General features: G+C 50.1%; 16 protein-coding genes. 7 read left to right on the top strand and 9 right to left on the bottom strand.

From position 1 onward, the window contains the following. Positions 1-12 precede the first annotated feature (12 nt). The gene (locus R3B84_11265; GenBank protein ID MEZ6141138.1) at positions 13-1071 is read right to left on the bottom strand and encodes a metallophosphoesterase; all 1059 of its coding nucleotides are present in this window, start codon (positions 1069-1071) and stop codon (positions 13-15) included. Between the two features lie 291 nt (positions 1072-1362). Between R3B84_11265 and R3B84_11260 the strand changes: the two genes are divergently transcribed. From R3B84_11260 to glnE, 3 genes are all read left to right on the top strand, one after another. After that, the gene (locus R3B84_11260) at positions 1363-1953 is read left to right on the top strand and encodes a cob(I)yrinic acid a,c-diamide adenosyltransferase (GenBank protein MEZ6141137.1); all 591 of its coding nucleotides are present in this window, start codon (positions 1363-1365) and stop codon (positions 1951-1953) included. A 277-nt stretch (positions 1954-2230) separates the two neighbouring features. Beyond that, on the top strand, positions 2231-3883 hold the full coding sequence (locus R3B84_11255) for a CTP synthase (GenBank protein ID MEZ6141136.1): 1653 nt from the start codon (positions 2231-2233) through the stop codon (positions 3881-3883). 164 nt (positions 3884-4047) lie between these two features. After that, positions 4048-7182: a bifunctional [glutamate--ammonia ligase]-adenylyl-L-tyrosine phosphorylase/[glutamate--ammonia-ligase] adenylyltransferase gene (glnE, locus tag R3B84_11250; protein ID MEZ6141135.1), complete on the top strand. Its 3135-nt coding sequence runs from the start codon at positions 4048-4050 to the stop codon at positions 7180-7182. A 160-nt stretch (positions 7183-7342) separates the two neighbouring features. Here glnE and R3B84_11245 read toward each other — a convergent pair whose 3' ends face one another. Continuing rightward, positions 7343-8005 (bottom strand): PEP-CTERM sorting domain-containing protein, encoded by a 663-nt coding sequence (locus tag R3B84_11245; GenBank protein ID MEZ6141134.1) that lies wholly within the window; start codon positions 8003-8005, stop codon positions 7343-7345. Positions 8006-8216: 211 nt separating this feature from the next. Here R3B84_11245 and R3B84_11240 point away from each other — a divergent pair, with 211 nt between their 5' ends. The 3 genes from R3B84_11240 (at position 8217) to R3B84_11230 (ending at position 12609) form a co-directional block, all read left to right on the top strand. Beyond that, complete coding sequence (locus R3B84_11240) at positions 8217-9707, top strand: MFS transporter (protein ID MEZ6141133.1); 1491 nt, start codon at positions 8217-8219, stop codon at positions 9705-9707. Between the two features lie 550 nt (positions 9708-10257). Beyond that, positions 10258-11739: a SulP family inorganic anion transporter gene (locus R3B84_11235; protein ID MEZ6141132.1), complete on the top strand. Its 1482-nt coding sequence runs from the start codon at positions 10258-10260 to the stop codon at positions 11737-11739. Positions 11740-11754: 15 nt separating this feature from the next. Beyond that, a complete protein-coding gene (locus R3B84_11230) occupies positions 11755-12609 on the top strand; it encodes a universal stress protein (GenBank protein MEZ6141131.1) in 855 nt (284 codons plus the stop codon). A 31-nt stretch (positions 12610-12640) separates the two neighbouring features. On the opposite strand, the gene R3B84_11225 is transcribed toward R3B84_11230, so the two are convergent. The 4 genes from R3B84_11225 to R3B84_11210 all read right to left on the bottom strand — a co-directional run bounded on the left by R3B84_11225 (position 12641) and on the right by R3B84_11210 (position 16881). Beyond that, the gene (locus tag R3B84_11225; protein ID MEZ6141130.1) at positions 12641-13051 is read right to left on the bottom strand and encodes a low affinity iron permease family protein; all 411 of its coding nucleotides are present in this window, start codon (positions 13049-13051) and stop codon (positions 12641-12643) included. A gap of 69 nt (positions 13052-13120) precedes the next feature. Next, on the bottom strand, positions 13121-15859 hold the full coding sequence (locus tag R3B84_11220; GenBank protein ID MEZ6141129.1) for a hypothetical protein: 2739 nt from the start codon (positions 15857-15859) through the stop codon (positions 13121-13123). After that, positions 15762-16343, bottom strand: coding sequence for a hypothetical protein (locus tag R3B84_11215; protein MEZ6141128.1), 582 nt, complete (start codon positions 16341-16343; stop codon positions 15762-15764). Before R3B84_11215 ends, R3B84_11220 begins: the two co-directional genes overlap by 98 nt. Before the next feature lie 28 nt (positions 16344-16371). After that, the gene (locus tag R3B84_11210) at positions 16372-16881 is read right to left on the bottom strand and encodes a methylated-DNA--[protein]-cysteine S-methyltransferase (protein ID MEZ6141127.1); all 510 of its coding nucleotides are present in this window, start codon (positions 16879-16881) and stop codon (positions 16372-16374) included. A gap of 233 nt (positions 16882-17114) precedes the next feature. Between R3B84_11210 and R3B84_11205 the strand changes: the two genes are divergently transcribed. After that, on the top strand, positions 17115-18011 hold the full coding sequence (locus tag R3B84_11205; protein ID MEZ6141126.1) for a sulfurtransferase: 897 nt from the start codon (positions 17115-17117) through the stop codon (positions 18009-18011). Positions 18012-18133: 122 nt separating this feature from the next. Here the strand turns inward: R3B84_11205 and R3B84_11200 are convergent, their stop codons facing one another. The 3 genes from R3B84_11200 to R3B84_11190 all read right to left on the bottom strand — a co-directional run bounded on the left by R3B84_11200 (position 18134) and on the right by R3B84_11190 (position 26829). Then, positions 18134-21094 (bottom strand): beta-galactosidase trimerization domain-containing protein, encoded by a 2961-nt coding sequence (locus tag R3B84_11200; protein ID MEZ6141125.1) that lies wholly within the window; start codon positions 21092-21094, stop codon positions 18134-18136. 152 nt (positions 21095-21246) lie between these two features. Then, complete coding sequence (locus R3B84_11195) at positions 21247-22113, bottom strand: neutral zinc metallopeptidase (GenBank protein ID MEZ6141124.1); 867 nt, start codon at positions 22111-22113, stop codon at positions 21247-21249. Between the two features lie 105 nt (positions 22114-22218). Next, positions 22219-26829 (bottom strand): DUF4340 domain-containing protein, encoded by a 4611-nt coding sequence (locus R3B84_11190; GenBank protein ID MEZ6141123.1) that lies wholly within the window; start codon positions 26827-26829, stop codon positions 22219-22221. Positions 26830-26870 lie beyond the last annotated feature (41 nt).

Raw genomic sequence — 26870 nt, 5'->3', positions numbered from 1 at the left:
AACTAAAAACTATCACTTGGTGGCAGGCAGTGGGGTCTTCCAAACCTGTGGGTTCCATTTTCCGGTCAGCCAGGCATCAGTTGTCTGAAATTCCCGAACTACTAGTTCGGTGGCACCGATTTCAAAGTAAAAGCAGGCCTGTAACTTGCTGTGAAAATGGCTGCTGTTATCAACATTGAAGACAGCAATTCCATCCTTGACTGCTTTGTTAGTACCATTCCACTGATACACATTACGTGCGTGGGTATGACCATACAGGATTGCCGCAATCCGATAATCCTTGATTGCATCATAAAATGCGTGCACGTCAGCGGGATCCCACTCCATTGATATCGCTTTTGCGTCTGCCACGGGTAAGGGTTGGGAATAACGCAGCAAGTCGATGTGGTGGGTAATGACCACAGGCTTATTGCTGTTGCCCACGTTTTTTGCGAGATCACTGATCAGAAAATCGAGACTGCCCAGTGGATTGTACCGTCGTTTGCGATCCACCTGTTTCGTCTGGCCCACGACAATCCCCAGATTAATAAAGTGCACGCCAGCCCAATCCCAGGAATAATGCACCCCACTGCTGGAAATGTTGGTGACACCGGGACGCTTTTTGTTCCGTTCGATAATCTTTTTCACCGCCAGGCCATCCCCACGTGGGCTGTCGTGGTTGCCGTGCACTTCATAGATCGGCAGTTTCAGTTTGCCATCTATTCCTGTCAGACCAAAGTACTCGGTGAAACCTGCCCATTCGGTTTCCTGCATTGCGAGATTCGATTTATCGCCAGAATCAATGCAATCACCCGCATGAATCAGCCCACGTGGGGTGCGAACTTTCCCACCACCCGCTTCCTTTGGGATTTCCGTGCCAGGCAGGCGATTCAGTTGGTCGATCAGTTGACTGTTAACCGTTGCAGATCTCAGATCGATTTTGGTTGGTGCGTCTTTATTCGCCAGCACGTGGGTATCACCCACCAAAAAAAATGCGACTGGCTCTTCCGCAGACTTCGCTTCTGTGGCACCAAGAACAGTGGCACTACCAGCGGTTAATAGAAATTGGCGACGGGAGAGTTCAAAAGACATGGTTGTTATCCGTGGTATGTGGTAAATGAATTGTAGAAAATGCGAAATCAGTGGAAAAGGAATCGCCCACGGGTAGTGGTTGTGTCATCAAGCGTAAAACGAATGATATGGTGTGATCGATCTCAACAAGGAACGGAAATCATGCCCACAGGGTTATTTCAATGGGATAGCGCAGGTGCTGTAAACTGTTTTTGCCAGTCGCAGCAGGCGGCGTTCAGAACAGTTCGGGTTGATTTCGTCTGAAATTGCTGGTTATGGCATGCTACCCTGCCTAAAAATACTGAATAATGCTTGCAGGCAGGGAGAACAGCGATTGTCACTTTATCGAGAATTTACACCAAAACGGGCGACAGTGGGGAAACCAGCATGGGCAATGGTGAACGGTTGGCCAAAAACCACATCCGGATCCATGCAATGGGGGATGTGGATGAGCTGAATTCAGCTCTTGGCCTGATTCTCCTGCAGTCGGAAATCCCAATGCGCGAACAGATGACCGTCATTCAGAATGAGCTGTTCGATCTGGGTGCTGATCTGTGCATGCCATTTGATCCGCATACCAGTGGTTCAGAATTACGAATTATCCCCGAGCAAGTGGTGGCACTGGAGCAGCAAATCGATTTCTGGAACGAGAATCTGCCCACATTGCAAAGTTTTGTGCTTCCCGGTGGGAATGCGGCGGGGGCACAGATGCACCTGGCTCGGGCAATCTGCCGACGGGCAGAACGCAGTGTAGTGGCACTGGAACAGACGGAGCCAATCAACCCACATTCGCTGATCTACCTCAACCGTCTTTCTGATCTGTTGTTCGTCTGGGCACGCGTGGTCAATGTGGTGAATCAGGCGGAAGTGTTGTGGATTCCAGGTAAATCCCGATCAAATTAGTAGGATTTATCTGTTTTATTTGATAATCCCCCTTACAATCCAGTGCTAAATGAGAGAATTCTCATATCTCAACTTGTCGCGAAAAAGAAACATCCTTCATGAAAGAGGAAAATCGCTCTAACTGTTGATTTGATAAGGGGAAAAGAGAAGATTGCTTTTACCCAACTCAGACCGATTTGTGCTATGTTGCCGTTTTCATCCTAGACATCAACCCGAAAGCACCCACAATAGAAAAATTGTGCATTTTGTGTCGACGGCACGTTGATTCGGTGGATATATGACCAAGTTTGTGTTTGTGACAGGTGGGGTGGTCAGTTCCCTTGGAAAAGGGCTTACATGTGCGTCGATCGGTTTGTTGCTGGAAAGGCGTGGAATTCGGGTTCGCCTGCAGAAGTTTGACCCCTACATAAATATCGATCCCGGCACGATGAGCCCATACCAGCACGGCGAAGTCTATGTGCTGGACGATGGGGCCGAAACTGACCTGGATCTGGGCCACTACGAACGCTTTACCACCGCACCGCTCAGCCGCGACTGTAACTACACCACGGGCAAAATCTATCAATCGGTCATCAACAAGGAGCGGGCAGGTTATTACAAGGGTCAGACAGTTCAGGTGATCCCCCACATTACCGACGAAATTAAGGCCAGCATCCAGAAACTGGCCACGCCCGATGTGGATGTAATTATTACTGAAATCGGTGGCACCGTGGGCGATATCGAGGCGATGCCGTTCATTGAAGCGATCCGCCAGTTCAGCATTGATGTGGGCAAACAGAACTGCCTTTACATCCATCTAACGCTGGTGCCCTTCCTGAAAGCGGCCCACGAATACAAAACCAAGCCCACCCAGCATAGTGTGGGGGAACTGCGTAAGCTGGGCATTCAGCCCGATGTATTGATCTGCCGCACCGAAAAGGATATGCCGGAAGGGGAACGGAAGAAAATTGCCCAGTTTTGTAACGTCGATCTGCGGGCGGTCATTGAAGAACGTGATAAAGAGCAGACAATTTATGAAGTTCCTCTCAGTTTAATGAAAAACGAACTCGACCGGATCATCATTGAGCGGTTCCAGTTGAATGAAAAACCGATCGAAATCGAAGATTGGAAGGCAATTATTGAAAACATCCGCAAACCGGATGGCGAGGTGTTTATTCATGTGGTGGGGAAATATGTGAAGCACCACGATGCCTACAAGTCGGTTTACGAGGCGATTGCCCACGCTGGGATTGCCAATCGTTGTAAGGTTCACATCAAGAAGACCGAATCGGAGCGGATTGAACAGGAAGGTGCCGAAAAAGTCCTCAGCGGGGCAGACGCAATTCTGGTACCCGGTGGTTTTGATAAACGGGGGATTCAGGGAAAACTGGATGCGATCCGCTTTGCCCGTGAACGAAAAATCCCCTTTTTCGGCATCTGCCTTGGCTTACAGTGTGCGGCGATTGAATTTGCCAGAAATGTTCTGAATCATCCGGAGGCGAACTCCGCTGAATTTAACCCCGCCACGCCGGAACCTGTTGTTTGTTTAATGGATGAGCAGCGGGAAGTGACGCAACTTGGTGGCTCGCAACGACTTGGGGCGTACGATTGCCTGCTGGTGCGTGATTCGCTGGCCCACCGTGCCTACGGCAAGGATATTGTCAGTGAACGCCATCGACATCGATTCGAGTTCAACAACAAGTATCGGGAACTGTTCGAGCGCGCCGGAATGATCATCAGTGGCACCAGCCCCGATGGCAAACTGGTCGAAGTGCTGGAACTGAACGACCACCCCTGGTTCCTCGGGGTGCAGTGTCACCCGGAGTTCAAATCGAAGCCCACCAAAGCCCACCCGTTGTTTCGGGAATTTATCGCCGCCGCTCTGGCCCACCGCACCGAAAAAAAAACTCGCCTGAAGTCTCGTGAGGAAGAAGAAGCTGAAGCGGTGTAGTAGACAAATTTTTGTGATAAATCTTGCTTACGTTTAAGGTTGACCGTTTGCCCTGACCTATTGAATTTGGAATATCACCTGCCAGTACCTTCGTCACGACGCATTTGGATGCCATCTTCTTCACCTGAGTGATAAGATGGTTTTTTTAGTGCAGGTGGTTCCAGATGAACGAGACAATGCCAGATAGCGAATCCGACGTGCAGGCCCCCAGTTGGGACCACATCCGGGCTGCATTAGGTGAACGTTTCAGCTTACTGGAACCCAGCCTGGCAGAGGTTGTCCCACGTTTATCCGATCCCCACCTGGCATTGCAAAGTTTTACCAGACTCTGCGGGGATGGTGCGTTTCAGGAAATCCTGTTTGCTACGTTGGGGGATATGACGGTCGATCTGGAACAGTTGCTGAACATTCTAAGTTGTTCAGCATTCTTTGCGGATGTGATTGCTCGCCATCCGGATGTGCTCCAGGAATTATTGCTTCGCAGCCCAAAAAGGTATCGCCGCGAGGAGTTAATCGATGAACTGCAACAACAAGTGGGGCAACAGACCCACGATGAACTGGTGGTGCAGCACCTGCGGGATTTCCGTTCCAGGCAACAACTTCGGGTGGGTGTCAACGATATTATCCATGATCGCCCGATTGAAGAAATTACGGCGAACCTGTCCCACATTGCTGATGCGATAATCACTGTGGCGTGGGATTATGCTCAGAAGAAACTGATTGCCCGCTATGGCCAGCCACGCGATCTGCGGCACCAGCCCGTCTGTGCGGCAATCTTTGCCTTCGGCAAGCTCGGCGGTGAAGAACTGAATTATTCCAGCGATGTCGATTTACTGGTCATTTACGGCGAAGAAGGCCAAACCGATTCTCAACGACCAATTTCCAACGAAGAGTTTTTTTCCCGCTGTGCGATGGAATTGATCCGCTTACTGTCCCAGCACAACGATCGTGGGAATGCATATCGCGTCGATTTTCGCCTGCGACCAGAAGGAAAACATGGCCCACTGGCACGTTCCTGGCGGAGTACGCTGAATTATTACGATACCCGCTGCCGCACCTGGGAAAGGCAGGCACTGATCAAGTTACGGCCCGTTGCTGGTGACATGTCACTCGGGGAGCAGTTTCTAGAGGCCATTTCCCCGATCATTTATAAGCGATTTCTTAGTTTTTCTGAAATTAATGAAATCAAGGCGATGAAACGGAAAATTGAACATAATGCCCAGAAAGCTGGTGGAACGCGGGAAGTAAAAACTGGTCCAGGTGGGATTCGCGATGTCGAGTTTGCAATTCAGTTTTTGCAGATGCTCAACGGTGGCGATCTGCTTGAAATTCGCAAACGAGATACCCTGGGTGCCATTCAGGCACTGGAAATTGCTGGCTGCCTGACGGTAGCAGAATCAATCGGCCTCAGCGAATCGTACCGTTTTTTACGCAAGGTGGAACACCGCCTTCAGGTGATGTTTGATCTGCAGGTGCATCAGTTGCCCGATGACACCCAGGAACTGCGCTTGTTGGCAGCCCGACTGGGCTACCGCGATCGTGTGCAGGCGGGCATCAATCGTGTTGTCGTCAGTATTGATGGGCAAATTGCCCCACAACGATTTTCGCCACTCGATGAAGCCAACTCACCACCTGGCACCAAAGCACTGCTGTTCGAGGCACTGGATCAGTTTTTACATGATTACTTTGAAAAAACACGCCTAAATCGCACCATTCTCAATCACTTACTGCACCAGGCATTTCCAAACGATTCTACTGCCGAACCGGAATCGGATTTGATTCTGGAAACCGATCCCGATCCAGCCACCATCCAAAGTGTATTGGGTAAGTATCCCTTTGCAGATGTGCAAACCGCCTGGAAAAACCTAAGTCTGCTGGGACAGGAACAGCCTTTTCTTTCAAGTAGGCGCTGTCGGCATTTTCTCGCAGGTATTGCCCCACAGTTAATCCGGGCGGTGGCCGCCATGCCCGACCCCGATCTGGCACTAACCAACCTGGAACAGGTAACCGCTTCGCTGGGTGCCAAAGCAGTGTTGTGGGAAGTATTCAGCTTCAACCCGCCCACGCTGCAATTATATATCGATGTGTGCGATTCCCCATTTCTGGCCCAGATTCTGATTAATAATCCCGGGATGATTGATGAACTGCTCGATAGTCTGATTCTGAATCGCCCACGTACACGCGATGATCTGCAGAATGAACTGGTTGAACTATTACGCGGTGTGGAACGCAAAGAGATTATTGAAGCAATTCTGCACAGTTTCCAGGATAAGGAAATCCTGCGTATTGCGGTGCGGGATCTTCTGGGGAAAGATGACATCCGTTCGGTCACAACCGCACTAAGCGATGTCGGAGAAGCCATTCTGTGTGAATCGGCCAAAATTGCATCCCGCATCTGCCGGCAGAGCAAAGTGCCACCACCACCTTTTGTGATTCTGGCGATGGGCAAGCTGGGGAGTCGTGAAATGAGCTACCACAGCGACCTTGACCTGGTGCTGGTTTATGCCAATGATTCCGGTAATCGGCAACAGCAGGATGGCTACGAATATTACACGGAATATGCCCGCAAGCTGATTCACACACTCAGTTACATGGGGCCGCATGGCAGGCTGTATGAAATCGATATGCGTTTACGCCCCACCGGCCAAAGTGGCAGTCTGGCAGTATCGCTGGACAGTTTCCAGCGGTATTTTCAGGCGGATGGCCCCGCACAACTGTGGGAAAGGCAATCACTGACCCGTGGGCGGATCATCTATGGTGATCCCACATTTGCGGAACAGGTAATGGACGCTTGTCGCACTGCCATTCATGCCGTGCCCTGGTCCCCACAATTATTCAGCGAAATTGTGCAGATGCGTAGCCGCCTGGAAGCCAAGGGAAGCAAACGTAGTTTAAAACGTCGGGAAGGCGGCATGAACGATATTGAATTCCTGGTGCAGTATTTTCAATTGCGTTATGGAAAATCGCACCCGGAAATCATGCTTGCGAATACCTGGGAATGCCTGGATGCACTGTGGAACGCGGGACTGATCCGGGAAGAAGATCACCAGCAATTGACTTCAAGTTATTCCTTTTACCGATTTGCAGAAGCCCGTTTGCGAATTGTAACGAACAGGCCCAATAACGAATATCCTGAAGACTCCCGGCTTCTGGAACAATTCAGTTGTCGTCTGGGGTATCACCCCAATCCCACAGGTGGTGCTACGGAAGAATTTCTGCTGCAATTACAGGAAAACGCCCAAAAGACCCGCAGAATCTTTTTTAAGTACTTGCGACCGGAAAGTTTTCCCAGTGAGTAGAGATCGACCAAGCCAATTTCAAATTTCCGATTTCTGTGGGTATCGGCACACCTTGCAATCGCAACTGTTTGAGCAAGAACGTGCCGCCCGTGGAAGAAGAATATGGGCAGATACCCAATGTACAGGTAAAAATTGAGCTGGAGCGATAGAGACCTGGCGATTATGCTTTCCGGAATTTTCTTGCACCCAACCACAGTGGGAGACCAGCAGCCAGTAGAATCAGGCTGGTGGGTTCCGGCACTCCGGGAGGAGAAGTTGGTTCTTCCCCACCAGTGCCTGTACCGGTACCGGGATCAATCGGATCGGTGGGATCGACATTGGGATCTTCAAACGGATCACCTGCCACTGGTGCAATCGTCGGGGTGACATTATCTTCAGGAAAAATATTCCCTTCTGCATCTTCAAAGGTGGAACTGCCCGCAAACTGACTATTCCCTTCGCCGGTGCTGCCCGTTGCCGCTGAAAATTCACCTAGAAATGCTTCGCCAAACAAAGGCGTATCGCCATCATAGGTGAAGATTAAATTAGGAATGCTCGCATCATCGTCAGGAATATCCAGACCCAGCGACCCACCGGTCATGCTGGTTGAAAAAATAAAGTCGCTCGGTTGCAGGTTGCTGCCATCGACAAAACCATCGAAGTCATAAATGACAAAACCATCACCTTTTTGCAGCAACGAACTGGAAGTGAGTTGAACGCCGTAGGTATATCGGAATCCATCGCCTTCAGCCGTTCTGGTGGCGGAAATCGGAATCAGACCCGCGTGGGTATTCCAGCTCACACCAATTGTCAGTACCGCTACCATCATGAATCGCTTAAACATCCTGCCAACTCCCATGTAGGATTCGCCTATGTTGTGGTGTTGGTGGGAGGCACATTTGCCTCATCCCACGAACAGCGATGGGACAATAATCGATTCCCGCCCGATGTCAACTGCAGTTGCAAGTGCCCGGAAACTGAAGAAAAAATCTGCTTTCTCGTGGCATTTCTTTGGTAAAAACGGTATCTTCTGGATGTTTAGGTAAGGGTAAAAAATGAACACAGAGAAACTGGCGAATCGGGGTAAATGGACCGCACTGACGGCTGCACTGCTGGGCTGGATGTTCGACGGGCTGGAAATGGGCCTGTTTCCACTGGTGGCCCGCCCCGCACTGAAAGATTTGCTACAGACGGAAAACGACAGTCTGGTGGGTTTATGGTTTACCGTAATTACCGCGATGTTTCTGGTGGGTGCTGCCACGGGCGGGGTGCTGTTTGGCTGGCTGGGCGATCGGATTGGCCGTGTCAAAGCAATGACGCTGAGTGTGTTTATTTATGCCGTGTTCTCTGGGTTGTGTGGATTAGCCACCAGTGCTACCCAGATTGCCATTCTTCGCTTTATTGCCTCGCTTGGCATGGGTGGGGAATGGTCCCTGGGTGTGGCCCTGGTGATGGAAATCTGGCCAGACCGTTCCCGCGCCTGGCTGGCTGGGGTAATTGGTGCGGCAGCCAACGTGGGCTACATGCTGATTGCGTTGCTGGGAATGGTGCTCACTACAGTTACCAAAGATTTACAAGGTTTGCTGGCCAGCACCGGCATGGGCGATGGCACAATTCAGTGGCTGTTCAAAAACGATGGCTGGCGGGTGCTGATGTTACTGGGTGCTACGCCAGCGATTCTCACCTTTCTAATTCGCCTGTTTGTGCCTGAATCGAAAAGCTGGGAAAAAGAAAATGCCAAAGGCACCACCAGTATGTGGAAAGGCAGTGAACTACTTGGACTGCTAGGTGGGTCGCTGCTGGCCTGTGGCTTTGTGGCACTGTGGGCAGCGAACGATATCAGTTTGATTGTTCGAATTGTAGGATCGGTGTTGCTCCTCCCACTGATTGCCTATGGTTTTGCGTATCCAATTCTTGGTTTCCTGAAACGGATGCCGGAAACAACCGGATCACTGTCTAACCGCGAAATCAAACGCCGGCTAACCCTGGCTGCCCTTCTGAGTGGTGTGGCTTTATTGGGAACATGGGGCTCGATTCAGATGATCCCCACCTGGGCCGACAGTTTGCCAAATCGCACCGCATATTCCAAAGCATACGTGCAGATTGCCAGTGCCTTTGGTGCCGTGGTGGGCTGCATTGTTGCCGCACTCTGTGGGGGCTGGTTTGGTCGGCGAAAAACTTACGCTGTACTCTGTTTCCTGTCGATCGGTGCGGTGCTCTATGTGTTTCGGATGCACGACAAAAATGGAGCTGCACTGGTGCTGGCCTCGTTTGTTGCAGGGCTAATTACCGCATCGTTCTATGGCTGGTTACCCCTATATCTGCCGGAATTATTCCCCACTCGAATGCGGGCAATTGGGCAGGGTTTTGGCTTCAATTTTGGCCGGATTATTGCCGCAGTGGGCGTGCTGCAACTGGGGAATATGATGCGGACCTACAACCTGAGCTACCCCACCGCATGCAGTTTCCTGAGCCTAATCTACATCGTTGGGTTTGTGGTCATCTGGCTGGCACCGGAGACGAAAGGGAAGCCCCTGCCTGAATAACAATCTGATTATATAGCTGGATTACTCTTAAGATAATTGTCTATCTGACTAATTAATTGCAGACTAACAGAATATTGCTAAACCCGTTCCAATCACATTAGAACGGCGAATCATTTTCACATTCGTTTGATTGTTATTTTTCGAAATTTACGGAAATAACTGATAATTTCACAAGTATTTATTCTGCAAGTAGTTACGATTGGCAATCGCACAAGAATTCCTGCGTTTTCTGCATAAAAATTCATCAGAAGCGACACCACAAGGATATATATCTAGCGTGTGAAAAAGTGTTCATGCTCTGAAATGAGCTTTTGCAAGGTGGCACCTGCTTCCAGCAGGCGAGATGATTAAGTAATCAACGTTATGATTGCGCTGCCATTTAGCAAATCTCAAGATGAGAAGATTTTAAGGAGATCGAAGAAGATGTTGCAAAACCTTGACTTTGAATATCGCATCGTTAAGAAGTTACCCTTTGTTAGAAACAAAGACGCGCCTTGTATTCGCAAGCGAAGTAAATCCGGCGCTTGGTGAATCTTGAAAAAAGGCGCGTATGTCGTTAACTCGTGTCCGATCCGAGTGGTTCGGTAATATTCGTGGCGATCTGCTTGCCGGGATGGTCGTGGCCCTGGCACTCATTCCGGAAGCAATTGCATTTTCCATTATCGCTGGTGTCGATCCCAAAGTGGGGCTATATGCCTCATTCTGCATTGCCGTTGTTGTTGCTTTTGTTGGTGGTCGGCCAGGGATGATCTCTGCTGCCACCGGTGCGATGGCCCTGGTCATGGTAACGCTGGTGAAACAGCACGGCCTGAATTATCTGATGGCAGCCACTGTGCTGACAGGCATCATCCAGATACTGGCAGGCGCATTGCGATTGGGATCGCTGCTAAGGTTTGTTTCCCGCTCTGTGGTGACAGGCTTTGTGAATGCCCTGGCGATTCTGATCTTTATGGCACAGCTACCAGAGTTCAAAGGTGCCAATTGGCAAATGTACGCGATGGTGGCAGCAGGTCTCGTGATCATCTACGGATTTCCTTACCTCACGAAAGCTGTTCCATCGCCACTGGTGGCAATTGTGGTGCTGACAGTTTTCAGCGTTTATGTGGGGTTGGATATCCGCACAGTCGGCGATATGGGACAATTACCAGATACGCTGCCGCAGTTTCTGATTCCAAACGTCCCAGCGACGATGGAAACGCTGATGATCATCCTGCCATATTCCATTACGCTGGCAGCAGTTGGCCTGCTGGAATCGCTGATGACTGCAGTGATTATCGATGATTTAACAGACACACCCAGCCAGAAAAACCGGGAATGTTCTGGCCAGGGTGTGGCCAACATCGTTGCTGGTTTTTTCGGTGGCATGGCTGGCTGTGCGATGATTGGCCAATCTGTAATCAATGTAAAGTCTGGAGGCCGCGGCAGATTATCAACCTTCTTTGCAGGTTCATTTCTGCTGTTCCTGATCCTGGTGCTGGCACAGTGGGTCAAACAGATCCCCATGGCAGCACTCGTAGCGGTGATGATCATGGTTTCAATTGGTACCTTTAGTTGGGTATCTTTGAAAAATCTTCGGATCTACCCAAAATCATCCAGCATGGTGATGGTGGTGACCGTAATCGTGGTTGTTGCTACCCACAATCTGGCACTTGGGGTGTTCATTGGGGTATTGATGAGTGCGTTGTTCTTCGCCAGAAAAGTATCGCGGTTGTTGCTGGTGCGGTCGGAACTGCTGGATGAAGGAAAGCACCGGTATTACTATGTTTACGGCCAGATTTTCTTTGCGTCTGCAGATCAGTTCGTTGCCCAGTTCGATTTGAAAGAAGTTCTGGAGAAGGTAACCATCGATATGACCCAGGCACATTTCTGGGATTTAACTGGCGTGGGGGCACTGGATAAGGTAGTACTGAAGTTTCGCCGGGAAGGAACCGAAGTGAACATCCTTGGGATGAATGAAGCAAGTGCGACAATTGTGGAGCAGTTGGGTATTCACGATAAGCCGGAAGCGATGGAGTTGATGCTGAAACACTAATCCAGGGTGACCATAATGGGCAGGATCATTGCATGTATTGACGGATCGGAGTTTGCCGATCACGTGTGCACCTTGAGTGCATGGGCATCGGAACGAAGTGGCCTTCCCATTGTTTTGCTGCATGTGGTTGCACCACATACTGAAGTGGTGCACGCCGATATGAGTGGTCAAATCGGGCTGGGTGCCAACGCCAGTCTGCTGGAAGTGCTTACTAAAGCAGATGAAGAACATGGCAAGCAGGAATTGACCAGAGGTTTGCTGATGCTGGAGCATGCCAAAGAAGTGCTGGCTGCAAAGGGCATGCCCCCACCAGAAGTGTTGCATCGCCGTGGCAGCCTGGTGGAAACGATTGCCGAACTGGAAGCGGAAGCCGAACTGATTGTGATGGGTAAACGGGGAGAGCATTTACAGCATGTTCCCCACCACATGGGTGCAAATCTGGAACGTGTGGATCGTGCAATTCATAAGCCGTTGCTGGTTGCCACCCCCACAGTGGGCAATGTGCAGAAGTTTCTGATTGCGTATGATGGCAGCCCAGCAGCAGAGAAGGCAATTGATTTTGCCGCCCGCAATCCGCTACTGAAAGGTCTGGAGTGCTATCTGCTGAAAGTAAGTGAACCCACTCCGGAAGCACAGACAATCCTGTCTGCAGCAATGGAGAAACTGACCACATCCGGGGTGACAGTTCACGCCAGTATCAAGCAAGGAAAGCACGTGGATGCTGTTGTGGCAGAAACAATCGCTGCGAATCAGATTGATCTGCTGGTGATGGGTGCTTACGGACATTCAAAAATCCGCAGCATGATTCTCGGCAGCACCACCAGTGCACTCATTCGCACATCCGAAGTACCAGTGCTGTTGTTTCGATAGTTGCTAGCACCGATGACTCAGAGTAACCTGCTCATGGTTCTGGGGTGCCGGTATCCTGATTGCCCAGGCCCAGTTCTGCCCGTGCGGTGGCTGCCAATGCCTGGTACTTTGCCTTAAACGCATCCAGGTTGCTTTCATCAAGCTCCTCGAGGTCGAGCAAGGCATTGTGTGCCCCCTTGGTGGCTCGAATCAGTTCATCCAGCTTAATCTGAATCGCCATCGTATCGCGATTTTGCGTATTCTGGATCAGGAACACCATCAAAAAGGTGATGATGGTGGTACCAGTATTGATTACCAGTTGCCAGGTATCGCTAAAGCCAAACAAGGGCCCAGTGACAATCCAGATAAGGATGACAGCGACCGCCAAGGCGAACACACGTGGCCGACCGCAAAAGTGGGATGCACGCTGAGCAAAGCGGGAATACCAGTTTCTGGTATACATGATGTTCTCTGTTGTGGATTGGAATGCACAACAGAGATTATATTTCCATCATTGAAGAATGGGGACGGACTACTTTCCCACACCAGGCAAACTGGGTGCGTTCAATTCTTTCAGGCGGGCGTGAATCTTCGGCAGTTCGACTTCCTGAATGTTCGACAGGCGGGACGAGATTCGTTTCAAACCGGTTTCCGCCAGTTTCAGGTTTTCCAACTGTGTCCCACCTGGCGGTGTGATCGATCGTGAATTGGCATACAATGCTTTTCGCAGCCGATCATTTATTGAGGTGGGTACACTTTCATAGCGTTCAGCCAGAAAATCATCGCCACGCAGGTCGTTGGTCAGTTGTTGTACTTCCAGTTGAATATCGACGATCGTCTTCAACAAGGCGTCATCAGGCATATCCACCAAAGTGGCTGCGGCTTTCAGGATTCCTAGCTTTTTCGAGACGTCGGACAACAGTTCTTCTGTGGTGGCAGATTGCTGCATCAACTTTTTGCCCGCAGCACGAAACTGTTGAATCTTTTCGGTTTGTGCCGGGGTAATTGGTGATAATGGATCGGGAAGTACTGTCAATTCCACACTATCCCCCAGTGGGGCGGTTTTGCCATTCACCCGCTCAAACAGCGCCACGCGGTATTTGCCAGGCAGCACACTGAAGCCACGGCCTGGGTTGGTACCTGTCAGGTAGGAAGGCAGATCACGCAGATCCCAGCGTGCAGTGTGCAGGCCTTTGGTGCTGGCTGCAGGCAGCAATTGCACTAGTTTCCCTTCTGAATCGGTAATTTTCAGAAAACGGCTGGGCTTTTCTTCCTGCTCTTCTTTCCGTAACTGCTCAATCGAAGGGTACTTTGAATCTTTCGCCTTCTCTTCACTTGCTTTGCGCTGGTCTTTCAAGGTTTTTAATGACTCTTTCACATAATAGGTGATGGTGGCACCTGTGCTGGCAGGCGAAGTTGAAAAATGTGATTCTCCAACGAAGCCATTGCCAGACCCACCCAGTGGCTGGGAGGGTACATATTGCACCACGGGACGTGGTGGGAAAATGTGACTATTTTTTTCCTGGTATTTCACCGAAACCGCTTCGCGAAACGTGGTATAGTGATCGATCACATAAATCCCACGGCCAAAGGTACCAATCACCAGATCGTCATTGGCACGTTGAATAACAAGATCTTTCACCTGAATCGTAGGTAAGCCACCCACGCTGTGCCAGTTTTTGCCACCATTAACCGATACATACAGCGCAAACTCGGTGCCACAGAACAGTAAATCCTGCTTCACATGGTCTTCAGCAATGGCATATACTGTCCCACGAGTGGGAAGGTCGCTGGTAATCGCCTGCCAGGTCTTACCACGGTCGGACGTGCGGTACAGGTAAGGGGCAAAGTCGCCGTTTTTGTGGTTGTCGAATGCAACGTAAAAGCTTTCATCATGACGACTTGCAACAATTTTGCTGACGTAGGTTTTTTCTGGAACGCCTGCGATTTTTTCAATTTTTCGCCAGGTTTTCCCACCATCTTCGGTGAATTGAATCAGACCATCATCGGTTCCAACGGCAATCAACCCTTCCACTTTGGGCGATTCTGCCAGTGCGACGATGTTGCCATAGATGGAGGTAGAGAGGTTTTTGGCAACCGCATCGGGTGGCTGAATTTTGCCCATCACTGGTAATTGATTGCGATCAAGTTGCCGAGTGAGATCAGGGCTGACCAGCACCCACGAATCCCCACGATCATCAGACCGGAATAATCGGTTGGCAGCATAGTATAACCGCTTGGGTGCGTGGGGGCTGATGATCAGCGGTGCGTCCCAGTTCCAGCGAAGCGGGGGACCATCTTCTGGTGGCAACGGGCTGATATCTACGCGATTCCCCGTGCTGCGATCAAATCGGCACAGTCCGCCGTACTGGTATTCTGCGTACACAATGTTGGGATCTTCCGGATCAACCGCACAGTGGAAACCATCGCCGCCCTGCACCACATACCAATCGTTGTTGTTGATACCATTCGAGGAACGGGTGCGGACAGGTGCCCCCAGGGTAAAGTTGTCCTGCGTGCCACCATAAACGTGGTAGTACTCCCCACTCTTCGGGTTCTGGTCGACGCCAATATCGTAAAACTGGGTGATCGGCAGGTTGGGTTTAAAATTCCAGTTAGCACCTTGGTCGAAACTCTCATAAATTCCACCGTCGCACCCCACCAGATAGTGGTTGGTGTTGGCGGGATTAATCCACATGGCGTGATTGTCGACGTGCTTGTTTCGATCCGGCATCGAAGTGAGGGTTTTCCCTCCATCGATGGAAACCTGAATGTACACCCCCATCACAAAAATTTTGTCTGGTGCGGTGGGATCGACCACCAGGTGGGCATAATATTGTGCCTGTTGATCGTAGGGATTCCGTTTTTGCCAGGTTACGCCAAAATCATCACTGCGAAAAATCCCACCTTGTTTGCTGGCGGCTTCCACAACTGCATAAATCGTCTGTGGCTGGGAGGCGGCCTGCGCCAGACCAATTCGTCCTAACTCGCTGTTGGGTAAGCCACTGCGAATCTTTTTCCAGGTCTTGCCACCATCGGTGGTGCGGTGAATTGCTGAGCCTGGCCCACCGTTCACCAGGGTCCAGACATGACGGCGACGCTGATAGCTGGCTGCCACAATCTGATTGGGATTTTCTGGATCAAGCAGGAAGTCGGTGATACCCGTATTCTCATCAATTGTTAATATTGCCGACCAGGATTTGCCACCGTCCGTGGTTTTGTACAAGCCACGATCCCCACCAGATGACCATAGTGGGCCTTGAGCTGCCACGTAAACTGTATCGGAGTTGCGTGGGTCGACCATAATTTTGCCAATATGTTCGGATTTCTTCAGACCCATGTTCTGCCAGGTCTTGCCCGCATCGACCGATTTGTACACGCCATCGCCGTAACCAACGCTGCTGGCTGTTGTTTTCACCAGTGCCCACCCAAACCACGTTGGGGTTTTTGGGGTCCAGCGTTACATAGCCAATAGAAAAGGACCCTTGCTGGTCGAAAATCGGCGTCCAGGTGGTGCCCGCATTGGTCGTTTTCCACACGCCACCTGAGGCCACAGCTACGTAGTACGTGCTGGGCGTTGTGGGATGAATTGCAAAGCCCACCACGCGACCCGAAGTGACTGCGGGCCCCAGCAAACGGGTCTTCAACAGTTCTGTGGGCGGTTTTGGCGAAGTTGACTTCGGGGGATCTTTTTTCTCTTGCCCCACCAGGAAGCTGGCGGCAAGAAAAACAGAAAATAAGCTGATCAATCGCAAGTTGCTGCTCCTCAATGATTTACGTCGTTTACTGCACCAGTGCTGGGCACTGTTCGGCTTCCTTCATTAATAGTTGTTGCTTCCTGCGAATGCCCCACCGATAACCGGTGAGTTTGCCGTTGCTGCCAATCACACGGTGGCATGGCACGACAATGGCCACTGGGTTGTTGCCGCACGCACGCCCAACTGCACGAACCGCTTTGGGCTTGCCAACCTGCGTGGCAATTTCAGAATAGGTGCGGGTTTCGCCCGCAGGAATCATATGTAATGCTTCCCACACAGCACGTTCAAAAGTGGTGCCTTGTAAATCAAGCGGGAGATTGACTTCTGCCAACGGATCGGCGATCATTTTGATGATTTCGTTCGCCCAAATTTGCAATTGTTCGTCTGAAAGGTGAATTGCACCTGGAACGCGTGCAGCACAAACGTCGTGAAGTTCTTGTTCTGTGTCGGCAAAGGCCACCAGACATATACCTTGGGTGTTACCAGCAATCAGCATTAATCCAATATCTGTTTTGTTTACAATATATTTGAGCATGGTGCACACCGCTGAGTCAATTAATTGAATCTTCATTTTAGGCAATCTGGGGTGCGAAACCCACCTTGAAATGTTTCCTGAGGACCAATCCAGCCACAATCTGGCCTGTAGTGAATGTAGCACCTGCAACAAAAGTCTAAAATGATGGAAGGAAATGAACCCGGCATTGCATTTCCGATCAGCAATATTGCAATTTTTCAATATTGCCATTCATTCTAATGAAGGAATACTTGATGAACTCTCTCCAGAAACTTGTTGGTTATCTCGCCTTTGCCACTTTGTGGATCGTTAGTCCTTCAGTCGTTCGTGCAGACCCCTATCCAGCGGATCTGCTGGTCGAAGTATCCGACCTAAGTGCTGATAGTGCAAAGAGTTGGATCATTCTGGATGCCCGCCCGAAACCGGATTACGAAAAAGGACATATCCCAGGTGCCCGCTGGGTTGATCACGCCACGTGGGCCAAAACATTCGGAGATGGCGAAGATTTGAAAGGCTGGGCAGCTAAACTGGGCGACTTGGGGATTTCTGCCAAAGACACTATTGTGGTTTATGACAACTCTTTTTCGAAAGATGCAGCACGGATCTGGTGGATTGTGCGATACTGGGGTGTGGAAAACGCCAAATTGCTGAACGGTGGCTGGGCCGCATACGAAGGAAACAAAGGTCCCACGTCTATCGTTCCTGTGTTTGTCAAGAAAACCACTTTTGTTCCCAAAGCCGATCAATCGGTGCTGGCAACCAAAGAAGAATTAATGAAAAGCCTGAAGACTCAATCACTTCAGATAGTCGATTCCAGATCGGAAAAAGAACATTGTGGGCTGGACCCGCTGAAGAATAAACGGGCGGGGGCAATTCCCAGCGCTAAGTTGCTGGAGTGGAAAGACCTGCTCGATCCGAATACGCAGAAATTCAAGCCAAAAGCGGAACTGCAAAAGCTGTTTGAGGTAGCGGGGATCGATCTGCAGCGTCCCACGGTAACGCACTGTCAATCGGGCGGACGTGCTGCAGTGATGGCCTTTGGCATGGAACTGATGGGTGGGAAAAATGTGAAGAACTACTACCGCAGTTGGGCAGAATGGAGCGCTGACCCCACCGCACCCGTGGTGAAACCACCCCAGCCAAAGAAATAGTATCTCTGCAAAATATCAGTTCTTGGAGTGACAAAGACTTTTGCTTCTTGGCGATTAATTAACCAACAAATCATCGCAAAACCCACGGCAAAGGACCGTAGCTATGTTGCTGGGGATGACAGTTACTTCTTCAGCAAAAGAAAATCGCTGTCGGCCAGGTCCAGAGTCAACACCACTTCTCCATTCTGAAACTGAAAAGGCAGATCCTTCTGTTGCTGCACAGAGCGAACTGATTTCGGTGAGAAACTGCAGGGAATACGGCACTCCAGTTTCTGCAAGGGTGCGTTATTCCAACTGGTCAGCGTTACCACACTTCCCAGGTTAGAATCACGAATAACTGCCTCCACGTGGGGCTGATTAAATGTAGCCATTTTGCTGCTGGAAATGTTCTGCACACCTAACTGCAAAATTGTACTGGTGGTTTCATCAAACTTTTCCGGATGATACACGCAATGCCTGCCCCCACGTGCGTATGGGATTTGTCGCAGACCGGTTTTCATCCAGGCATTACCAATCAAAGTGCCCACGGTGTAGATATTGCCTTTGCCAAGCTTCCGGTGGGTGATTGCTCCACTACCATCCTTCCAGGTACCCAATACCACGGCATCTGATGGTTGCAGACGTTGTTGCATGCCGATTGCATCTACTTTTTTGCCCTGAAAATTGATCTGATCAATTGCCGGGAACAGTGGCAGTTCCAGTAAGGTTCGCAGAATGACCGCATTTTTTCGAGTATCAATGCTTTTCAAACCCAGCAGTTTCAACATTTCCGGGTGGGGAGCATTAAATTCGTTTAAGTGGCCGCTGCCCCCACTGACATACAGTTGCCCACCCGCATTCACCCACTCATCCAATAGTGGCACAGCACGGTGGTCGATCCACTCTCCTGCGAAGTAAACAGAATCATAATCATTCAGTGCCTTGCGATCAACAATATCATCTTCAGTAATCAGTTCAACGCGGTACCCGGCCTGGGTAAGACCCAGGTACAGCATCTGCTGTTCTTTACGACAGATGATCTGATTGAGTTGTTCTGGTGCATTCTTGGAGATGCTGGTAAACGGATCGATCGATTTTGCAACTTGCAGGCGTGATTCGTTGAAATCGGTTGCTTTGCCAGTAATCAGTGCAATCCGACTGCGTCGATTCTTACCAGTCATCAGAAAAGGTTCCGCTTCTGCGGTATCGAAGATCGCTTCTGACAATGTTTTGAAGTTTTCCGGATAATGCCAAGATACGTAATTTTCGGTGAATCGCTCTGCGGGTGCCACCCAGAAATTATCGACATGCTGAGTGCCAGAACCCACAGCATACAGCAGATTACGACGCAGATTATCAGGTGTCTGGCCGGGCGCGTGTGGCATCACGTAGTAGTGAATCGACTGCTGATGGTACTTAACAGCACATTGGATCTGGGCAAAATGCCACGAGATGATTTGCGGCACTTCCGGCACGCTGAAGATGTAGTCTTCTGCCCAGAACATGCTCATGCCCTGTGCTTTGAAAATATCAATCCACTGATAAATCGGCCCGTAATACAGTGCCAGGTGGTGCGGCGAATAATTGGCACCTGTCAGCACATGCTTACCAATTTCTGCTTTGGTTAAATCGGTCAGGCTTTTGAAATCGGCAAAGCGAGATTCCTCGTTAAACAGGTTGGAATACCAAACCAGGCGGGGATCACCAGTTTTGATCAATTTTGCCTGGTCAGCAGGAATCCCTAATTCTTTTGCTCCCACGTTGCGTGCTTTCAACCATGCAACAAACTTCTTTTGATTTTCCGGATCATTGAAATTGATGCTCCCAAGAGCAATTTCATCCCCAAAGCTCATGATGCGGAACTTCGACTTATCAGTCAGCTTTGCTGCCACCTGTTTGATCAGTGCGGGGTTGCTGGCATGAGCATGCAGTCCACTACAATGCACCTGCGGATAACCTTCTGGCAGTAAGGTGTTATAACCCAATGTACTTTTCAGATCGGTAACCCATTTTTCCTGACCAGAGAAATTGCCGTAGAACAGAATTTGCTGAGGCTTTTTCCCTTGATTCGCTTTACGCCATTGTTGTGCTTGCTGAATGATCCTGCGGGCATGTTCCTGCGAAGAGATCACCACAGATTTTTGATTCCAGGTGATATCAATCGGCACGACGACGTAGTCGCCTTCTTCAAGGCTGGCAACACCTGCGGGCGACTGGCCATTGACGGTGCGGGCAAACTGCACAGAAATCTTCGCACCATTTGCCGCCTTACCTAACTGGCAACGCAAACCTTCATCGTGAACTAAACGACAAAATGGGCCGATATTCACCCACTCCGACCATTGCCCGGGTGGGGTAACAGGTAACTTGGTTGTGGCCCCGCCGTAATTGGGCTGGTAGTGACCGTTGCGGGAAATCGATAACGCCTGTGGCTGGGCGGCATTGTGTTGAAAACGCACATATAGCTGGGTAGAGGCCATGGCTTCGAGCGTAAAAGGCGATCCAACACGGTAAGGTTTAAAGCCTTCGTAAGTATCTGCGGGTTCCGTTGTCAGCAAGATGAAGTCAATAAATCGATCCCCACCTGGTGCAGGATTTTTTTCTGTGATCAAGCGGATCTCCGCTTCTCCCGCCTGCAGATTCGCAAGATTCTTTGGGGCTTCAGCCGCATCGTGATCTACCCCCCAGGGCCACCAGAGTTCATCACTAACACCACTGAAGCTCCAGAGTCGATCAGTGCCTTTCTTACCATAAACATGCTGAAAAACAGTTTTCCCGCCCTGAATGACTTCTACGCGGTGCAAATAGTGAAAGTACGGTGGGGCCTGATATTTACTCCAGACTCGGTACTGGCCCGCCTGGGCAATCGTTACTTTCTGAATGGCGATGCTGTTTTCGCTGGAAGTGGGGGCACCCAGACAGCCACCGTGCGTCATCCACATCCCACCGTAAGTGTGGCTGCCGTAGGAATCATCCTGGTGGGTAATTTTCCAACCAAGCTGATCTTGCGGAGTAAACTTTTCACCTTCCGCAACAACTATTTCTGCTGCCGTAGAAAGTGGAATGAGCCAGAAGGTACAAAAGAAAATCAACTGTCTGATCATGATCGTTCTATTCAAAGTGAGGATAAGGTTTGCTGTCACTCACTACCGCTTGGTAGTGAAGTATGCAAATTAACGAAATCGAAATGGAAACTCAAGTAGAATCACAATCTAATGGGAATCCAACAGGAGAAACTGCGGGCATCGAGACCGATTTACAATTTGTTATAAGGCAGGGTAAACAACAGATCGAGTTCCTCAAATTTGCCAGATTCGAAGCCTTTTTTAAACCAGTATACGCGTTGTGCGGAAGTACCGTGGGTAAAGGAATCGGGCATCACCTTCCCACGTGCTTTCTTTTGCAGTGTATCATCACCAATGGCGTTGGCAGCCGTTAACGCTTCGTCGATATCCCCTGGATCCAGGACATTCTTTTTCTTCTGGATGTGATGTGCCCAGACACCTGCCAGATAATCTGCCTGCAGTTCCAGACGCACGGAATACTGGTTGTAATCCGGGTCACGACGCTTTTTATCGACGAGATCACTGTAACCAAGTAATTTCTGCACGTGGTGCCCCACTTCGTGGGCAATCACATAGGCATTCGCAAAATCCCCAGGTGCCTTGAATCGCTTATCCAACTCCACAAAAAAAGCCAGATCGATGTAGACCGTTTGATCTGCAGGACAGTAAAACGGTCCCACTTCGGCACCAGCAGCACCGCAGTCAGATTGCACCGAATCTGTGAAAAGAACAAGTTTTGGCTTCTTGTATTGTTTGCGATTCCGCTGAAACAGATCAGTCCAGACATCTTCCGTATCTTTCAGCACCACGCTGGCGAATTCGCCTTGTTTTTTCTCCTCTTCGGTCAGTGGGCGTTCTGCACCCTGTTGCTGCTGTACCTGCGGGCCAGCACCGGCATTAAAAATGTTCAATAACGGTCGGACATCGAAGCCCAGCAACTGGCTGAGAATCAGTGCAACAATTGCGATGCCACCCCCACCGAGGGCTAATTTACCTTTGCCACCCATGCCACGCCGATCTTCGACGTTACTACTGCGCTCGCGTCCTTCCCATCTCATCGAATCACCTGATGCAAAAATAATCTAGCTGGAATTATAGCCCCCCATCCAAGATTGTGGGATGGGATCGGCTGCGTTTCGACTTGCCTGTCAAAAACAGAACCGTTAGTTTTTGTTATCTTTTTTGGCAGGTGGGATTTCCTTTTTCGGCTCTGCCTTCGGAGGATTTTCATTCTTTGGCTGGTCTATTTTCGGCTCCGTCTTCGCAGGAGGATTCTCTTTTTTCGGCTCCTTCTTCGCAGGAGGATCCACTTTCTTGGGTGGCATTGGTGGCGGAGTTTCAGAAAGACTGCTCCGGTCTCGAACGATTCGACGGGTATCGGTAGCACTGAGTACCGCAATCGCTTTCAGATCAGGAGTTGTTACATAAACCTGTTTGTCAGTATTCAGGCGACCTACCAGCAGAGTGCGTTTCTGCCCATTATTGCTGGACACGGTAATGGTTTGTTGTGGTGGTTCCAGACCAAACAATTTCGCTTTACCAGTGGCATCGTGCTCGACAATTTGTTGCGCTTTCAAACCAGCAAAAGCATCGAGAAAATCAGTAATCTCTTTCACATTCAGCTTGTCTGCGGGGTCTTTATTATCCATCCAGCCAAAAGGAGATTTCTGTAATGTGAAACTCCCAGGCCCTTCTTGCGTATCGACAACGATTTTGTTGGCTTCCGCAACATCCAGCGTCTCCCACAAACTACGTTGGCGATATTCTGCCCGCAGCTTGGCAGATAAGGCCATATCCAGCAATACAACCATTTTCTTATCGGGCACCATGGCATAATTGCGGAAACCATCTTTGCCATCAATCTTTTCTCGCCCACCCAGCAATACGGTCAACACTGTTTTATCGCCATTAATAAACGTCCAGGTGGTGGGCTGATCCAGACCGAAGGGTGCCAGATTGGTTACATTCTCTGTTACAATTTCTTCGGCACGTAATTTCCCTGTGGCATCCAACAGTTCGCGAAATGCATCTGCTTCTAATTCCGCAGCCACAGGTGCGGTCATTTTCCAGTTTCCTTCCATCCGCACAAAGGAAATATCCTGCCCAGGACGCTTGACAGATACTTTGTCCGCAGTGATAAAGCCACCCAGGGTGCGATCACGAAACTTGATCGGTTCCCACACCAGCTTGTTGGACAGTGAAGCAGACAACTCCATGATGCTGGGGTTCCCTTCTACACGCACGTAACGTGGGCTATCCGCTTTGGTGGGATCAACCTGTTTACCCAGGAAAATCTTTTTGTTTTCCACTTTGCCGGCACGCCCCAGAATTTCCAGTGAAATCGAGGCTGTGGGCTGATCCAGACCGAATTTCGCCAGATCTTTCCCTTCCACATCCACTACTTTTTCACCACGCAGCTTCGAGAGGGAATTACTCAGTTCTTCCAGTGTCTGGTTGTCGGCAGCCAGTTTTGCAGGTTTATCAATATTCCAGTTGCTACCGACCAGCGAAATTTCAACTTCCCCGCCTGCACCAGTTCGAGAAATCAAGCTCAGATCAAATGGATCAAACGTCAACAAAGTACGATCGGCAAAGTCAAGTTTAGTCAGAGTAAACGGATTAACATTTGCCCCACTCATTACAGCCACGAACGGTGAATCATCAACACGGATATACCGATCGGTGCTGTTTTCGACCACTTTGCCCACCGTAATTGTGTGGGTTTCATCCATCAGTTTCAGCACCACTTTGATGGGATTGCTGGCATCGTCCAGGCCATATTTCGCCCAGGGGATGTTGGCACCATACTCCACAAATCTGGCAACCTGCAGGTTACTTCCCGCCTGTACCACCGACTGGATTGTGGGGCGATCCACCTGGAAATTCGCACCCACAGGTTTCCAATCGTTATTCATTTGCTGCAGGGTAAAGCTGTCTTTGCCCTTTTGCAGTTCCACGGAAGTCACCAAGGGTGGGAAATACGTTAATACTCGTTTGTTCAACAAATCGAATGCAGCTTTGTTGAGACTGGTAAAGTTCGCCTCTGAAAGGACAAATACTGGTTGATTCGCCCCCACAAAAGTGGCGTAGCGACCGGGAGCACCTTCAGGCACAGCTTTGCCAATCTGCAAGGTTCTGGTGCTGATTATCGATTTTGCATTTGCACCTTCACCAGTGCGTTCATCGACTGTAAATTCCACTTGTAACGTGGGCATATCAAAGCCGTATTCCGCAGGATTCCCAACGTTGTGGGCAATAAAGCGATCTGCGCTTAATGTTGCCAGTGCTGCTGTGATGTCGTTCATCACATTAAAATCGGCCACCGCCTGAAACGGTTCCGTTACATTCCAGCTTGGCCCCACCTGATTCAGCCGGTAGGCGGGTGGTGCCGTGGGTTGGATTCGAATATTCGACAGATCCGTGGGAGTTGCCTTGACCAGTTGGGTGGGAAGCAATGCCAGTGAACCAGCAGTCAACTGATCGACAAGTTCCTTTTTCATCCCAAAGACATTCGCCGAATTCTCGATTCTGGCGAAATATTCTTCTTTGCCAGGCCGCACCGCACCGATCACGACCATTTGAGGTGGCAATGCACCGCGGCCAGTGAATTGCAAAAGGACCTTTGCGGTGGGCGTTTCAAAACCGTACTGAGGTTCCAAAGCTGGCCGCACAGCGGGACCAAAGACACCAAGCGCCTGTACAATGGCTTCTTTATCCTGGGCTGTAAACGGATCTCCCAGGTATTCAGTTGCTTCCACACTGGCGATATCTTCAAAAAGTTTCTTTGTTCTGGCTGTATCAGCTTCAGCAACCACGGGAGCCATAATTTTCCAGGTAGTTTCCTTGCCCGGTTGTTCCTGCAATTGGTATTTCAATTTTGGCAGGGTAACATTCATCGCTTCTACACGGGCTTTTGTAAGATCAAACAGCTTCAACGAACGATAAGCTCGGGCATCATTCAATACAGGCTTGGTACTGCTTTCTTCAACAAACAATACCCGGTCGCTGTTTGGTTGCTGCAAAGCCGTTTGACCGTTCGCTGTATTCCCAACCAGCAGGGTGCGTTGGGCAACCGTAGAGATCGGTCTGCTGGTAATCGTAATGCGGGTGGGATTCGCCAAACCCAGCACTGCCAGATCAGAAGCACCCATGCCACCTGTCAAGGTGTGGAGAAGCGAGCGTTCCACCGTATTTTCTGCGGTGGGAGAAAGTGATGATAGCGGATTCAGCAAATCATCCACCTGTTTCGTTTCTGCAAGACCCGCAAAGGGCTGCACAATATCCCAGCGATCGTTGCGGTTGGCTTCCACTTTTGCATCGTCTTTGCCAAATGTTTTGCGAAGTTCTAATTGTTGCTTCGGTCCCTGAATGGTGACATTGGCAACCTGATCGGGCAGAAACCGCAGTGGGTTGGTATCCCGCAGCTGGGTATACGCACTACCTGTGGGTGCAGGTGGGGGCTGCATCGGATCGAACGGCTTGTCCAGGAAGAAAATTTCTTCCATATGATCCCCACGAATTTCAAAAACCAGTGGGTTGTTGGCCAGTTTGGCATAGTACGAATTTTCGATGACCGTCCGCCCAGGTGATGGTGGCGCACCTGGGAACATTGGTGGGGCACCCGGTTCTTCTCGCGTTGTCGTTCGGCTGATTTTTCCGATCCATAGTTCACGTTCAGTGTTATCGTTGAAGCGTACCAGCAGGCGATGAGGTTTTGATGCAGGCAATAATCCCGCGCGATTTAAAAATGGGCCAGCCGTCTGATATTCCTGCAATAGTTTTGCTGCCATCCCAGCACGGGCAAAGCCCGCCAAAGGAGAATCGGCAATACCCGTGGGCAGAATACTACTGAGTGCCACCAGGGAATCCGGATTCACCAGGAATTGCTCTACCCACAAATCTGGGATTGCAGCCAGAATCTTCCGTAACTTTTCCGGGTCTGCCTTATCGGAAACTGGCTGGGTAATAACCCATGTATCTGCCAGGGTGCTTGCCAGAATGGCATTTTCTGCATTGTTTTTATCAGTAAGATTCGCAGGGACAGGCATCCGCACCGGGTGGGACAAGGTATATCCCCCCTTTGGACCATCCACTTCAATTTCCGCCACCGTATCATTCAACAAGCTGGTAGTCGCTGCTTGAAGATCGCTGCTGATCGTATCGGTCACCTTTACCCGTTCCACCGCAGGGAACAACTGCCGTCGACGATAGTCTTCTGGCGAGCGGTCGAAGCTGGCATAAGTTTCCGGGCTGAATCGCAAAATTTCTGGTGCATCATTCACACGAATGTAACTTGGCACCAGAAAAGGATTGTCCGAATCACTACGGCTGGGACGTGCCAGGGTTAATCGATGTTCTTTTTCACCTTGGAGCACACGAATAGTGATGACCGATTGATCATTCGCCAGACCATAATCGGCAAGTTTGGTGCTGTCGGTAATCGGAATCGGGGCAAAACGTGTCTCCAGCGAACAGATCGTCTGTACCAGATTATTCAATTCCAGAGTACGTAATGGCCAGGTCCCTTCCGATTCCAACTGCCCGCTAGCTGGATTACGCACCAGTACGAGTGGCTGTTGCCTGGGCACCAACACTGTAATGGCAGTGATCGACTTTGGTGTGATACCTGCCAGCACCACCGCCGAGTCGCTTTTCGTTGGGCTTTCCGTGGGGGTGGAAAGGCGTAATTTTTCCGCGGCCGGCTGTTGATAATACAGCAGTGCACCAGCACCTGCGGCCAGAATAATTGCAGCAAACGTTGTTTTCAGGTTCATTAGATTCTTCCTCCTGCGAGGCTGACCTTACCTTTAATTTC

Origin of the sequence: Zavarzinella sp. (assembly GCA_041399155.1) — a bacterium.
In the GTDB taxonomy this organism is placed as follows: domain Bacteria; phylum Planctomycetota; class Planctomycetia; order Gemmatales; family Gemmataceae; genus JAWKTI01.
This window is presented reverse-complemented; position numbering and strand designations above follow the sequence as displayed.